This window comes from Massilia eurypsychrophila (genome assembly GCF_002760655.1).
Classification (GTDB): domain Bacteria; phylum Pseudomonadota; class Gammaproteobacteria; order Burkholderiales; family Burkholderiaceae_D; genus JAFCUW01.
Genome location: NZ_PDOC01000013.1, coordinates 53,065 through 66,556, shown reverse-complemented (window position 1 = coordinate 66,556; position 13,492 = coordinate 53,065). Strand labels below are relative to the sequence as shown.

Genomic DNA, 13,492 nt, shown 5'->3' with positions numbered 1-13,492 from the left:
ATTGTTTTAAATCACTAAATTCACGCTCAATGCCGTTGGCATGAAACGTGCGTTAGTCGTTGGCATGACCGGTCTCGACAAACGCCTGTTACGCCACCTGACAATCGCCGTGCTGATCAAGCTGGTAGTGCTTGGCGTGTTGTGGTCGCTGTTCATCCGCGACGGGCGGGTCGGTGTCGATGCGGACGCCATTGGCGAGCGTCTCGGTACAACCGTCCCGACTCAAGGAGAAAGCAAGTGATTTCAGAACAACTGGTGGACTTGTCACGGCTGCAGTTTGCAGCCACCGCGATGTACCACTTCCTGTTTGTGCCGCTCACCGTGGGCATGGTGTGGCTGCTGGTCATCATGGAGAGCGTGTATGTGATGACCGGCAAGGTCATCTGGAAAGACATGACCCGATTCTGGGGCAAGCTGTTCGGCATTAATTTCGCCCTTGGCGTCACCACCGGCATCACCCTCGAGTTCCAGTTCGGTACCAACTGGGCATACTATTCGCACTATGTGGGCGACATCTTCGGCGCCCCGCTGGCGATCGAAGGCATGATGGCCTTCTTCCTCGAATCGACCATGATCGGCCTGTTCTTCTTCGGCTGGGATCGGCTCCGTAAAGAGCACCATTTGCTTGTGACGCTGCTGATGGCCATCGGTACCAACCTGTCGGCGCTGTGGATCCTGATCGCCAACGGCTGGATGCAAAATCCGGTCGGCTCGGAGTTCAGCTATTTAACGATGCGCATGGAGATGGTCGACTTCTGGGCGGTCGTGTTCAATCCGGTGGCCCAGGCCAAGTTCGTGCATACGGTTTCAGCCGGCTACGTCACCGGGTCGATGTTTGTGCTGTCCATATCGAGTTGGTACTTGCTCAACAAGCGCGACGTCGAATTTGCCAGGCGCAGCTTTCGGGTGGCCGCGGCGTTCGGCCTGGCGTCGGTGCTGAGCGTGATCGTGCTGGGCGACGAGTCGGGCTACACGGTCGGCGAGGCCCAGGAAACGAAAATGGCAGCCATGGAAGCGATGTGGGAAACGCGGCCGGCGCCGGCCAGCCTGACGCTGGTGGCCAGCATCAACGAAGCGGAGTCGAAGAACAACTGGGAAGTCGAGATCCCCTGGGTGATGGGCCTGATCGGCACGCGCTCGGCCAGCAAGCAGATTCCCGGCATCCACGACATCAAGCAGAAGAACCGGGCCGGCATCGTGCGCGGCATCATCGCGGTCAATGCCCTGGAGACCTTGCGCAAGCATCGCGCCGATCCGGCGGCGCGGCGGGCATTCGAGCAATACAAGGCCGACCTCGGTTTCGGCCTGCTGCTGAAGAAATACGTCGTCGACGTCAACCAGGCTACGCCGGCCATCATCGAGCGTGCCGTCAACGATACCGTGCCGCGTGTGACGCCGATGTTCTGGGCATTTCGCCTCATGGTCGGCCTCGGCTTCGCCATGCTGCTGCTGTTCGCGCTGGCCTTCTGGAGCACACTCAGGTCCGACTGCACGCAGCGCCCCTGGCTGCTGCGCTGGGCGCTGTGGATGCTGCCGGCACCGTGGCTTGCCTGCGAACTGGGCTGGTTCGTCGCCGAATATGGGCGCCAGCCCTGGACCATCTACGGCGTGCTGCCGACCCACATGAGCGTGTCCACCCTCAGCGTCGGCAACCTGTACGGTTCCCTGGCCGGCTTCATCGCCTTCTACACCGTCTTGCTGATCGTTGAAGTGTTCTTGATGGTTAAATTCGCGCGCCAGGGACCCGGCAGCCTGGGCACCGGTCGCTACGCGCACCACGCTAGTTTGAAGGAGGCGCTGCATGCTTGACTATTCCACCTTGAAGATCATCTGGTGGCTGCTGGTCGGCGCGCTGCTGATCGGATTCGCCATCATGGATGGGCACGACATGGGAGTCGGCACCCTGCTGCCTTTCGTCGGGCGCGGCGACATCGAGCGGCGCGTCGTCATCAATACGGTCGGCCCGCACTGGGATGGCAACCAGGTCTGGTTCATCACCGCCGGCGGCGCGCTGTTCGCCGCCTGGCCGGTTGTGTATGCAACCGCGTTCAGTGGCTTCTACTGGGCCATGATGCTGGTGCTGTGGGCGCTGTTCTTTCGTCCGGTCGGCTTCGACTATCGCAGCAAGATCCACAATGCGGCCTGGCGCAGCACCTGGGACTGGGGCCTGTTCATCGGCGGCGCGGTACCGCCGCTGGTGTTTGGCATCGCCTTCGGCAACTTGCTGCAAGGCGTCCCTTTCCAGTTCGACGATTACCTGGTCTCCACTTACACCGGCAGCTTCTGGCAGCTGCTCAATCCGTTTGCCTTGCTGACCGGCGTCGTCAGCAGCGCGATGATCACCCTGCAGGGCGGCACCTACCTGGCGCACCGGACCGAAGGCGCGATCCAGGCGCGCGCCATCAAGGGCGCGGTTGGCGCGGCGATCATTCTGCTGTGCGCCTTCGTGGCCGCCGGCTGGTGGTTGCAATCGATCGAAGGCTACCGCATCACGTCGGCAATCGATAGCGGTGCGCTGCCGGACATCCTCGCCAAGTCGGTGGTGCGCGAAGCGGGGGCCTGGATGGCCAATTACGCTCGCCAACCGCTGCTCTGGTTGCTGCCGGTGCTGGGCCTGGCGGGCGCGGTCACGGCGGCAGCGCTGCTGCTGTCGCGCCACACGCTCGGCGCGTTCGCGGCTTCGTCGATGGCGGTGGTAGGCGTGATCGGCACCGCTGGTGCATCGATGTTCCCCTTCATCATGCCGTCGTCGTCGATGCCGGCCGCCAGCCTGACCGTGTGGGACAGCGTCTCGAGCCATCTGAGCCTGGCGATCATGTTCTGGGCCACGCTGATCTTCCTGCCGCTGATCGTGGTGTACACCTCCTGGGCGTATCGGGTCATGCGCGGCAAGGTGACGGTTGCGCACATCGAAGCCAATGAGCATTCCGCTTACTGACAGCCGTTCAATTAAAAAGGAAACATCATGTGGTATTTCGCCTGGGTGCTCGGAGTCGGGTTTGCATTGTCGCTGGCTATCTTGAATGCGATGTGGGGTGAGAACGAAGCCGGCCGGTCGATGGCCCGGGGCGACGAGGCAGGACCATGATCGCGCGCGCCCCGTCCACCCCCGCTGCCTCGCGCATTCACGCGCCGAGTTTGACCGTCGCAGTGGCAATCATGCTCGCGTGCACCCTGTACCCCCCGATGCTGGCGGACCTTGGCGGCAACGTCGACCATGGCCTTGTCACCGCCTTGCTGGTGGCGATGAGCACCGGCTTCGTGCGCGGCGTGGGGTTCATCCCGCGCGCGCCTGTCTGGCGCTGGCTGTTTTCCGGCTGGACTTGCCTGGCGGCGCTGGTGCTGTCCGGGGCACTGAGGTTTTCACATTGAGGCGACCAATACGACTGAGCCGAGCAAGCCACAGCACATCCATGCCGACTGTTGCCCCGGTCGACTGCTTACTTGCCATATTCAAGCATTAACAAGTTTTTATAATCAGTCTCAACAGCACTTCACGCCATTTCAAAATCAAGAGGAAAATCATGCAAGCAAACTTGGGAAGTATTGACCGCACAATCCGCATCCTGGCCGGCCTGGGCCTGATCGCTGCCACCTTATCCGGCGCGATTGGCACGTGGGGCTGGGTCGGCGTGATACCTTTGGCAACGGGTATCTTTCGCTTCTGCCCTGCCTATTTGCCGTTTGGCATACGTACCTGCCCGATGCGAACCAACACGCCCAAAGGGAAAAAATGATGAGCACCGCTCCAAAAGGCTACGGCGAACTGACCGCATCGGTGTCGAAACAACTGGCCACACTGCGCAACGACCTGCCCGATGTAATGAAAGGGTTTGGCGACCTGGCAAGAGCCGCATCGCGTGACGGCGCCCTTGACAGGAAGACCAAGGAACTGATTGCGCTGGCCTTGGGCGTCGCAGCCCATTGCGATGCATGCATCGGATTTCATGTCCAGGCCCTGGTGAGGCTGGGCACCACCAAAGCCGAACTCGAAGAGGCCCTCGGGATGGCGATCTACATGGGCGGCGGGCCATCGGCAATGTATTCGGCCAACGCGTTGGCGGCATTCGAAGAATTTTCCGCGTCCAGCTGAGCAGCGTTTTCCTTCACGGCTGGCCTACGCGCTGCCGTTGAAGAATCTGACGCTGTTTTTGCGTTGGCGTTTGGCTGGTCCTGGTCCTGGACCTGCTGGCTGCTACTGGCGCCCTTTGATCAGGTGGCGTCATCCGGTACAGCCAGCGCGCATGCTGCCCCAGCCAAACCGCTGTTCAAGGCGCTGCTCGATTGGGCCGACGTACGGGAAGCGGCCGGCGCGACGCTGCAGGTGCCGATACCTAAAAATGGCTGAGCATGATTGAGCCCAACATCACATAGGTGATGCCCTTGGAAGACAGCGTAGCGAGATCAGATGCTTCCGTCACGTTCAACAACCAAAATGCGTGCTTCTCCGCGAGGATGTGCGACGTGCTCACATCCCACGTGCGCGAAAAACACGTCTCCAACCACCAGGGTCACGACGTGCTCAACGCCCAGCTCGCGGTAGTGCATATCGACCGTGCCGTCGAGAACTGCGAATACCTCTTCACCGTCGTTTATATGCCACCTGTACGGCTGGTCCGTCCAGTGAAGTCGGGTCGTAGTTCCACCCATGTTAGCGATGTCGTCAGCACCCCAAGCACGCGTTGCGGTGAAATCCTTGCTTCGAATAATTCTCATCGTTTGTCCCTCTCGAATACCAATTGATGTTAGTAGTGTAACGAAACTTTTGACAACTCACTGCCAACGGCCGACAGTGGCGGCATACAGGGCTGTGGAAACAGTGAACCGCCTTTAACCTTTTTTACCGGAGCCAATATGGAAGAGAAATCGATATTTCGCGATGCCGAGCAGGCCGACTGGCCGGCGATTGAAGCGCTGCTACAGTCGGCGGCATTGCCCCTGGACGGAGCGCGCGAGTGTCTGGCCAATTTCATTGTCGGTGAGGCGGATGGCGCACTGTGCTGCGTAGCGGGCTTCGAACATTACGGGCGCCACGGTCTGCTACGCTCGGTTGCAGTGAGCGAGTCGATGCGCGGCCGCGGTGTGGGGGAACGCTTGCTCGACGCAATCAAGTTCCGCGCGAACAGCCATCGCATTTCCAGCCTATACCTGCTGACGACCACCGCGTCGCATTTTTTCGTATCGCGCGGCTTTACCCACATCGAACGCGTGGAAGTCCCGATCGCGGTGCATGCTTCACTTGAATTCAAGGGAGTTTGCCCAGCTTCCGCCAACGCAATGGTGGCGTATCTGAACTAAGGAGTCCGACCTGTAAGCAAACAGCCGAGTAACCTAGCTGCGCCGCACAAAAAGTCGCTTTGGCCAGTTTTGCATGAAAAGTGTCAGGATCCGCCATTCTCTTTCTGATCAGTCCGGATAATACTCTCGACAAGCGCGCGACTTCCTTGCGCGCCCCGTTGAACAAGGTGGCCACAACTGGCCGTAGAGATTAATGGCGCAAATATCTATTTTGCTGACTCAGGCAGTGGGGTGCCGACCCTCTTTTTTGCATGGAATACCCGACTCCGGTTCGGTTTCGGATGAAGTTACCCCGGGTAGTAAGCAGTTCTGTCCGTTGCATCGTGCCAGACCTCCCTGGGTTTTGAGCGAGCGGCTGATCCTGACCTCCATTTCGGCCAGTACCATCAGCGAAAAACTCGGATTCAGTAGCGACTCAAGCATGCGGCGCATGTTCAAGGAACTGACGGGCTTGACCCTGACGGAATATCGTCTGGCATTCGGTCGCGGCTGAGAACTGACAGCTCCGTTGCTTGTTGCCCCAGTGTGAAAGGCACGGACTCGAGCTCGAAGCGGGCGATCTCTGCCAGCAACCAGGTTCGGAACGCCTGCACCTGGGGCTTGCCCTCGTTCGCTGGCAGGCACACCAGGTAGTAATCGTTCGGACTGGCGATCGCCAGATCGAACAGGCGAACCAGTTGGCCTGATGCGACCTCCTGCACCGCCACCACATGGCGCACCAGCGCCACCCCGTCGCCGCCCTGCGCGGAGCGGATCAGCATCGATAGATCCTCGTACATCACGCCGCCCACCGGTTCGGGAATGTCGAACCCGGCCGCCTTGAACCATGGCCGCCACGGATAGTCCGAGCGCAACAGGGTCGCCGTTGCCAGCTCGGACGGGGTTGCCGGCAGCCTGCCGTTGCGGTAATTCGGACTCGCCACGGGGTACCACCAGTCTCCCATGAGACGCTCGGACACCAGCCCCGAATACCCGCCGCGTCCGAAGCGTATGGCCACGTCGATCTCGTCGCGCTCGAGGTCCTGCAGGTGGCTGCCCGATTGCAACACCACTTCGGTATCCGGATGCAGCTCGATAAAACGGCCCAGACGTGGGGCCAGCCAGCGCGCTGCGAACGACGGAATGGTAGACACGGTCAGGCGCTTGCGGCCCCGCTGCGCGCGCACCGCATCGACGCCGGCGGCGATATCGGAAAAGGCGCGTGCCAGCGTCTGGGCCAGGCGCAGCCCTTCGAGCGTCACGCTCACATGGCGCCCGTTGCGCACGAACAGTTGGGCTTCGAGTTCGGCCTCAAGTCGACGCACCTGATGACTGATGGCCCCGTGCGTGAGGAACAATTCGTCAGCGGCGCGGGAAAAGTTTTGATGGCGGGCCGCCGCTTCGAAGGCGCGCAGGGCAGGGAAATTCGGGATTTTGGCCATGTTATGGTGAATGTATTTAGCAAGAACCAGCAAAATATATCGTTTTGGCAATACCGTAGCAACACTTAATATGTGAAATTCATTCACTACTGGAACAATCATGCGACCTCGTTCTTTCCATATGGTGGCGCTAGTCATGGGCCTGTTGTCCCCGGCTGCCTTTGCGGCCGCCCCCGCCTCCCAGATTCCTCCCAGTACGGCTGCGACGAAGGCCGCCACCCACGCGCTCAAGACCTACAGCGGCGATATCGTTGCCAGCGTTGCCAAGATGGTCAGCTATAACACCGTGGCTGTTCCAAACGTGCCGATCGCCGCCAACCCGGCCCACATCGGCTTCAAGCAGTACCTCAGGGAGCATGGAGAGCATCTTGGCTTCGACGTCACCGACTACGGCTCTGTGGTCGTGGTCGGCATGGGCAAGGGCCCTCAGCGCGTCGGCATTGTCACGCACGGCGACGTCCAGCCGGTCAATCCGGCCAAATGGGCAAAGTCGCCGTTCGAACTTGATACAACCAGCGAGCCGGGGCGTCTGATCGGGCGCGGCACGGAGGACGACAAAGGGCCGATCGCCACCGCGCTGTACGCGATGAAGGCGATCAAGGACCAGGGCATCGTGCTGTCGAAGCGGATCGAGTTATATGTTTACATGGCCGAGGAATCGGACTGGGACCCGCTCGTCGCTCACCTCAAAGAACACGCGCCCCCTCAAATGAACATCACGCTCGACTCCGAGTACCCAGTGGTGACGGCTGAAAAAGGGTTTGGCAGCGTAAGCTTCATGTTGCCAAATCAGCCTGCCCGCATCGATTCGGTTGAGCCGGACCTCATCGCTTTCACAGGCGGTTTTTTCGGCAGCCAGATCCCGGAAGACGCGGGCGCGGTGATCGCGAACGCTACGCCGCGGCTTGAAGCGCAGATCCGCCAGCGTGCGGCGGCCCAAAAAGGCATGCGCTACCAATTCCTCTGGCAGGACAAGCAACTGGCAATCACAGCGCTGGGCGTGTCGGCGCATTCGTCGCAGCCCGAAAATGGCGTGAATGCGATCAGCATGCTGGCCGACGCACTGGCCGTGCGCCCGTGGGCTGACAGCACCGCCGGTGCGCTGGTCAACTTCCTCAATGAAGTCATCGGCACCGGCGTGTACGGCCAGAAATTTGGCAATGTGGCCTACCGCGACGACTTCATGGGGCCCATGACGGTTGCGCCGACGGTGATCAAGCAAAGCCCCGAGGGCATTAGCCTCAATATCAATATCCGCCGTCCGAAGGGCAAAAGTAAGGACCAGGTGGTAGCTGAGATGAGCGCCGCCCTGACCCAGTGGCAGGCGCGCCATGTTGCGCTGACGAACATTAAACTCAATATCGGCGACCCGTGGGTCCAGGCCAACGCGCCGCAGGTCGATACGCTGCTGTCGGTGTTCTCGCATTACACAGGCATCAAGAATGCAAAGCCGCGCTCGATCGGGGGCGGAACCAATTCGCGCTTGTTCCCGAACGCTGTCAGCTTCGGGCCAGCCATGCCTGACGCAACATATAGCGGCCATTCAGAGCACGAGTTCATCACTCTCAAGCAGCTGCTGCTGAATCTCCAGATGTACACGGCGGTGCTGGTGGAATTGGCGAAATAGGATAACAAGCGAGAGCGACGCGGGGCAAAGGCCCTGCGTGGCGACAAAAGCGTTGGAATCAGCGCTTTTCAGCTGGCTTTCCCGCAGCTTTACTGGCGCACGAGCCACTCTTGCCTCAGCCAAAACCGCAAAGCCTCAACTGCTCCACCTGACGCGAAAATGCCTTTACGGCCGACCAAATAGTAGCCTTCATCAACCGCCAGCTGGCCTTCAAACGGTTCGATCAACTCGTCGCTTGCGATTTCTTGCTCTACGAGCGACGTACTGGTCAGCACGGCCGCTTGATCGCGCTTGGCGGTGTCAACCGCCAAGCGGGATGCATCGAAATTGATGGTGGGGATCTCTCCAATCTCTTGCTTCGACAGCTTTGTAAATTGGAGGAGCCAACTTTCCCAATAGGAGTGGATCCTGGCTGCCAGAATAGTCGCATTTCTTAGATTGCCCGGCTGATTGAGCTCCTAAGGACAACCGATTCCATGTGATCTCCGAACACGCGCATGCAGATCTGTTGATTGACCCGACTTACTTTGGCATCGACAGAAGTGAAGGTGCCATCATCATCCAGGTCATGCTCAACGAGAGTCGGGCGAGAGTAGAAAAGAAGAAGCTGTTCTTCAAGGCTTTGGTCGATGGTTTGCACGAACGATTGGGGATGCGCCGTGAAGATGTGGCCATCAACCTGGTCGAGGTCAAAAAAGAAAACTGGTCCTTGGGAAATGGCGAAGCGCAATACGCCAACAACTGGAGCTCATCCGGCCCACGCCGACGTTGTGGCCTACCAGAAAGTGGCCGCCAAGCTGGCGGAGACGGTGGGATTCGCATTGCGGCTGGCGCCCCGCACGCACACTGGCTTTCGGCGATCGTGCTTCGCTGGTATCCGGCTTGCTCGTCGTGGGCGGCCTATCAGTCGTTGTGCCGGCGCTGCGACGATAAGCCGACTTGGACAGGCACTTAATGGCGTGGACGGCAGGCCGGTGTCGTTGACCGATATCCACGTTCCGATTTTCGCTGTCGGCACACCGTCCAGCCGCGTGGCAGCGTCACGGTGCTGCTCCAGCTTGACGCCGGCGCCCAGAAAAGGGGGCAGCAAGGGTGCGAGCATGCGCAGCAGTCCCGTCGCCTTGCTTTCCATCAAGTCCATTAACTTTCCTGCCGATAAAATTCCCTCTTGAACCGCCTCCTCGTTCTGACGAGCAAGGCGGTACCCACGCTGAGGGAGATTTAGGATGGGCCGATACGTTGCGCGCAAGCGAGATCATGGCAACGGGAATGTGCGCCGCGATGGCGCAGCCACGTTCCGGCCTTCCGTCAGAGGCGATCCGCTGAAGAAACAAGGCGGCGTCTACCTCATGATCTTCAGCATGTCGCTGCTCTTCATACTTGGCCTGTGCGGCTTCGCGCTGGATATTTCGCGCATCTACAACCGAAAGGCGGAGTTGCAGTCGATCGCTGACGCAGTCGCGCTTGCCGCGGCCAGAGAGCTGAACGGGAACCTGTCCGGCGTCAACAATGCAGAGACGAAGGCAGCATCAGCGTTGTCCCAGCTACGTTATCGATACTCGACCACAGCGATCACGTGGTCAGCCAGTGCGCTGCGTTTCAGCGCGTCGGCAACTGCGCCCGAGTCTGGCTGGCTGGAGCTGGCGGCAGCAAAGAGCGCCCCCGGCGGTCTGATGTTCGTCAGGTTCAACACTCAGCAGCTTGATGCAGATGTTGGCCGCGTCGACACCACTCTCCTGCGCGTCCTGCCCAACGCGCCGCTCGCCACAGAAGTCACCGCCCGGGCCATCGCCGGCCGTATCAGCATCAACGTCAGTCCTTTGGCTGTATGCGCCCTGAATAACACGCCTCAGGAAGCGCTCGATCATCCGGGTCCGCCCGTGCTCAAGGAGCTGGTCCAGTATGGCTTCCGACGCGGCAATACCTACGATCTGATGGCGTTGGGTTCGAATGGCATCCTGCCGGCGCACTTTGCCGTCGATGCTGGCGATCCGCTGGGCACGCGCGATAACGCCGTAAACGTGTCCGCATCGTTTATAGGGCCCTTTGCCTGCACCGGCACCTCGCTTGCGACCAAGCTGGTCGGCGAGAACATTCACGTCGCCGCACCTTTCCCAATTGGTACACTCTACAAGCATCTGAATACCCGGTTCGGCGTCTACACGGACACAGGCTGCAACTCGCTGGAGTCGCCGCCCGACAGCAACATCAAGGCGCATCAGGCCACCGCCACGGTCAATCCGATCTGGTCATACGCCAAAGCCATTCCGTATTCATCCTACACATCGCAAGGCGCAACCGAGCCTGTGGCCGGGTACAACGCGGTGAGCCCGACCGTGTTGTCGTGGACGACGCTGTACCCTGGCCTCGGGCCCTACCCCGGCCAGGCGCCAAAGGTCGCCTACCCCGCGACCACTCCGTATCAGACTACCTCCGACGCCAACTTTGCCCAATCAGCCGGGCCGGCGTTGGCGCCGTCGAAGCAACATCGCCGCGTGTTGAACGTGCCTTTGCTTCAGTGTCCTCTCAGCACCGCCGGATCGGTCCAGGCGAATGTTCTTGAAATCGGCAGGTTTTTCATGACAGTCCCAGCGACATCCACCAGTGTCAAGGTGGAATTCGCTGGGTTAATGCGCCAGCAAAACATTGACGGCGAAGTGGAGCTTATCCAATGAAGCAATCGACCAATTGTCGCAACCATCGCTGGCAGCGTGGCGTGGCTGCCGTGGAACTGGCGATCATCCTGCCAATACTGTTGATGTTGTTGACCGTGCCGTTCTATTTCGGCCGCGCGTTCTGGCCTTACACCGTCGCGGAAAAAGCCGCTCACGACGCGGCGCGCTATTTGTCCTCCATCCCTGTCACGGAAATGAAGTCGCAGGCACGTATCGCCGCAATAGTCGATGTCGCACGCCAGATCTACGATCAGGAGGTCGCTGAGCTAAACCCGGGTATGTTCCCTCCCACCCCGACCATTACATGTGGCAACTTTACTTGTGATGGAATCTCGGTCCCGGACACGGTGCGGGTCGCCGTCCGGATGCGCGTCTTCGACAACTTCGCGGGCACGTCGAACAGCGAGTACAAGGACGAGGAAGGGGGCATTGTCCTTACTGCCGACGTGACCCTGCCCTATGTCGGAAAATAATCGTCGTGAGGCTTTGATGCATCGCTCAAAAAACTTTCAGGGCGGCACAGCGGCCGTCGAGTTCTCGCTGACGTTGATGGTCTTTTTTCTCTTCATTTTCGGGATAATTGAAATGGCCAGGGTCTTGTACGTAATGAACACGGTGCAGGAAGTGACGCGCAGTGCAGCCCATGCGGCAGCCAAGGCCAACTTCGCCGACAGCAGCGCAATGGAACATATCCGTCAACGCGCGGTGTTCCGGGCAGACAGCGGATACCTGCTCCTGGCCGAGCCGATAACCGATGCGCACGTTCGGATCGACTACATGGCCCTGGTGCGCGCCGGCAGCCTGCAAGTGCTGACGCGTGTGCCGACCTTGCCCGCAAGTCCCATGATGAACCGGTCGACCTGTATCGCCGATCCGAATGACGCGAATTGCATCAGATTTGTCAGAGTCCGGATCTGTGGACCGGGCACTGCCGGCGAATGCAATCCGGTTCCGTACCAGACAATCGTTCCGCTGGTCCCACTGACGTTTAACGTGCCGATGGCGACCACGATCGTTACGGCGGAATCGCTGGGTTTGTAGTTTCGGCGGAAAATGGGCGATTCGGAGAGCCTCGCGCTAGTACGCGCGAGTCTTCGAATCCACGGGGGCGCCGAGCCCGTCTCCGTCCGAACAAAGAAAAATGGCCTCCCGCAGGGGAGGCAATTTTTCTTGGTTCTGGCGCAGACGGTGGAATCGGTACTGCGGCCCGAAACCCGCATGGATACTAGCTTCTGACGATACGGATGTTCTCGCATACCCTCACCTATGCCTTCATTAATACGAACTCAACAAGAAGTCCCTTACCTTGACGTTGGGCCGATTTTACCTCGGTTTTTTCGAAACCTCTTGCCCTGTTGTGTTGCCGTTCCGGACCGCATTTTTTGCCTCGACGTACCATCCGATCGTAAGCGGCTTTGCAGGCCGTATTGATGGGTAAGGAATCAAGCACTTGGAGCTAAACCGCTCGTAGCGCCTCCCACAGTCTCCAATTTCCGTGCGGCAGCAAATTAACTCCCGGGCAGACGCTATTCGGAATGCCTGGGAGGAAGCGCGTAGACGCCCACCCTTTTACCATATCGCTCAGCATGCGCTTGTACCATTACACCTCGGTCGCTCTCTTTGATGGGGCTCTACGGACAGACCTTTCCTTAGGCCATTTGAACATGGTCGGGGAGGTCATAAAGCCGGTCGCGTGGCTCGCCACGGCCGAAGCCACAATCATGAAAACGAGAGGAGTGGCCACCGACCAGTAGCGGACCCGATCGAGCCATCGCGCGACCCGGCCGGCGGGTGACGTCCTCGATTCGATGCTGGAGGTTTTGTAGCTCGACCTCGCGCAGTTGGATCAGCGTGAAAGCGGGCTGATAAAGATTTATCGGTTCGTTAGTCGGCGCTGGGAGATCGACGTGCGAATGCACTGGTGGACCAATGTTACGGCTGAAATCATGAGCCATATCGACACAGCGGCAGCACCCGCAGCGATTGGCGCCGAAGCAGTTGCCGTTTCGGTATATCGCATTGCAAGGGCGAGCGCACCTCCCAAGCCAGTGATTAGGATCGTGAGCATTACGGCTGACTCTTTGGCAAGCGCTTCAAAATTCTGGAGTCGAAATTTCATGTTTTCGTTGCCGGCTTTTTCGGCCCAGTCTAGAACGTCGGACATTTTTGTCTCCGATGGTTGATCGGCGACGAATGCTCGCTCTGTCGGCTTCGAGACCGTCGATCTGTCGCAGGATGTTTCGCTTGCGGATCAGATCGCCCATATCCTCGGCACCCCTGAAGTTGACTGCGCGGTCGATTGCGTTGGTTCCGAAGCGCGCGGACATGGCCATGCCGGAGCTCAGCATGAGGCATCGGCGACGGTGTTGAACTCGTTGCTGGAAATTATGCAGGTCTTCCCCGCCTTGGGCTTGGAACGCTGTAGTCATGCTGCTCGCCCGGTAGATCTTCAGCGGAACAACGCCACACCA

At 59.6% G+C, this 13,492-nt stretch carries 16 protein-coding genes and 1 pseudogene; 14 read left to right on the top strand and 3 right to left on the bottom strand.

What is annotated here, in order from left to right:
• Positions 1-40: 40 nt before the first annotated feature.
• The 7 genes from cydP (at position 41) to CR105_RS18630 (ending at position 4,093) form a co-directional block, all read left to right on the top strand.
• On the top strand, positions 41-241 hold the full coding sequence (cydP, locus tag CR105_RS27880; protein WP_131021702.1) for a cytochrome oxidase putative small subunit CydP: 201 nt from the start codon (positions 41-43) through the stop codon (positions 239-241).
• Positions 238-1,809, top strand: a complete 1,572-nt coding sequence (locus CR105_RS18655) for a cytochrome ubiquinol oxidase subunit I (RefSeq protein WP_099790942.1) — start codon at positions 238-240, stop codon at positions 1,807-1,809. Before cydP ends, CR105_RS18655 begins: the two co-directional genes overlap by 4 nt.
• Complete coding sequence (gene cydB / locus CR105_RS18650) at positions 1,802-2,938, top strand: cytochrome d ubiquinol oxidase subunit II (protein WP_099790940.1); 1,137 nt, start codon at positions 1,802-1,804, stop codon at positions 2,936-2,938. The genes CR105_RS18655 and cydB overlap by 8 nt, the downstream gene beginning before the upstream one ends.
• Positions 2,939-2,965: 27 nt before the next feature.
• Positions 2,966-3,088 (top strand): cytochrome bd-I oxidase subunit CydX, encoded by a 123-nt coding sequence (gene cydX, locus CR105_RS18645; protein ID WP_099790938.1) that lies wholly within the window; start codon positions 2,966-2,968, stop codon positions 3,086-3,088.
• Positions 3,085-3,372, top strand: coding sequence for a cyd operon YbgE family protein (locus CR105_RS18640; RefSeq protein WP_099790936.1), 288 nt, complete (start codon positions 3,085-3,087; stop codon positions 3,370-3,372). The genes cydX and CR105_RS18640 overlap by 4 nt, the downstream gene beginning before the upstream one ends.
• Positions 3,373-3,524: 152 nt before the next feature.
• Positions 3,525-3,737 (top strand): YgaP family membrane protein, encoded by a 213-nt coding sequence (locus CR105_RS18635; RefSeq protein ID WP_099790934.1) that lies wholly within the window; start codon positions 3,525-3,527, stop codon positions 3,735-3,737.
• Positions 3,737-4,093, top strand: coding sequence for a carboxymuconolactone decarboxylase family protein (locus CR105_RS18630; protein ID WP_099790932.1), 357 nt, complete (start codon positions 3,737-3,739; stop codon positions 4,091-4,093). Before CR105_RS18635 ends, CR105_RS18630 begins: the two co-directional genes overlap by 1 nt.
• A gap of 311 nt (positions 4,094-4,404) precedes the next feature.
• On the opposite strand, the gene CR105_RS18625 is transcribed toward CR105_RS18630, so the two are convergent.
• Complete coding sequence (locus CR105_RS18625) at positions 4,405-4,716, bottom strand: cupin domain-containing protein (RefSeq protein ID WP_099790930.1); 312 nt, start codon at positions 4,714-4,716, stop codon at positions 4,405-4,407.
• A 138-nt stretch (positions 4,717-4,854) separates the two neighbouring features.
• Between CR105_RS18625 and arsN2 the strand changes: the two genes are divergently transcribed.
• On the top strand, positions 4,855-5,298 hold the full coding sequence (gene arsN2, locus CR105_RS18620) for an arsenic resistance N-acetyltransferase ArsN2 (protein WP_099790928.1): 444 nt from the start codon (positions 4,855-4,857) through the stop codon (positions 5,296-5,298).
• Positions 5,299-5,732: 434 nt separating this feature from the next.
• Here the strand turns inward: arsN2 and gcvA are convergent, their stop codons facing one another.
• Complete coding sequence (gcvA, locus tag CR105_RS18610; protein ID WP_099790926.1) at positions 5,733-6,719, bottom strand: transcriptional regulator GcvA; 987 nt, start codon at positions 6,717-6,719, stop codon at positions 5,733-5,735.
• A gap of 136 nt (positions 6,720-6,855) precedes the next feature.
• Here gcvA and CR105_RS18605 point away from each other — a divergent pair, with 136 nt between their 5' ends.
• On the top strand, positions 6,856-8,346 hold the full coding sequence (locus CR105_RS18605) for a dipeptidase (protein ID WP_218968722.1): 1,491 nt from the start codon (positions 6,856-6,858) through the stop codon (positions 8,344-8,346).
• An 89-nt stretch (positions 8,347-8,435) separates the two neighbouring features.
• On the opposite strand, the gene CR105_RS18600 is transcribed toward CR105_RS18605, so the two are convergent.
• Positions 8,436-8,657 carry a type 2 periplasmic-binding domain-containing protein gene (locus CR105_RS18600; RefSeq protein ID WP_099790922.1) on the bottom strand — a complete coding sequence of 74 codons (222 nt, stop codon included), beginning with the start codon at positions 8,655-8,657 and terminating at the stop codon, positions 8,436-8,438.
• Positions 8,658-8,824: 167 nt separating this feature from the next.
• Here CR105_RS18600 and CR105_RS18595 point away from each other — a divergent pair, with 167 nt between their 5' ends.
• From CR105_RS18595 to CR105_RS28980, 5 genes and pseudogenes are all read left to right on the top strand, one after another.
• On the top strand, positions 8,825-9,301 hold the full coding sequence (locus CR105_RS18595; RefSeq protein ID WP_099790920.1) for a tautomerase family protein: 477 nt from the start codon (positions 8,825-8,827) through the stop codon (positions 9,299-9,301).
• A gap of 271 nt (positions 9,302-9,572) precedes the next feature.
• Positions 9,573-11,021 carry a pilus assembly protein TadG-related protein gene (locus CR105_RS18590; RefSeq protein WP_099790918.1) on the top strand — a complete coding sequence of 483 codons (1,449 nt, stop codon included), beginning with the start codon at positions 9,573-9,575 and terminating at the stop codon, positions 11,019-11,021.
• Positions 11,018-11,494: a TadE/TadG family type IV pilus assembly protein gene (locus CR105_RS18585; protein ID WP_099790916.1), complete on the top strand. Its 477-nt coding sequence runs from the start codon at positions 11,018-11,020 to the stop codon at positions 11,492-11,494. The genes CR105_RS18590 and CR105_RS18585 overlap by 4 nt, the downstream gene beginning before the upstream one ends.
• A gap of 16 nt (positions 11,495-11,510) precedes the next feature.
• Positions 11,511-12,062, top strand: coding sequence for a TadE family protein (locus CR105_RS18580; protein ID WP_099790914.1), 552 nt, complete (start codon positions 11,511-11,513; stop codon positions 12,060-12,062).
• Between the two features lie 1,151 nt (positions 12,063-13,213).
• Positions 13,214-13,435: pseudogene (locus CR105_RS28980) on the top strand (formaldehyde dehydrogenase, glutathione-independent); the annotation flags it as partial.
• Positions 13,436-13,492 lie beyond the last annotated feature (57 nt).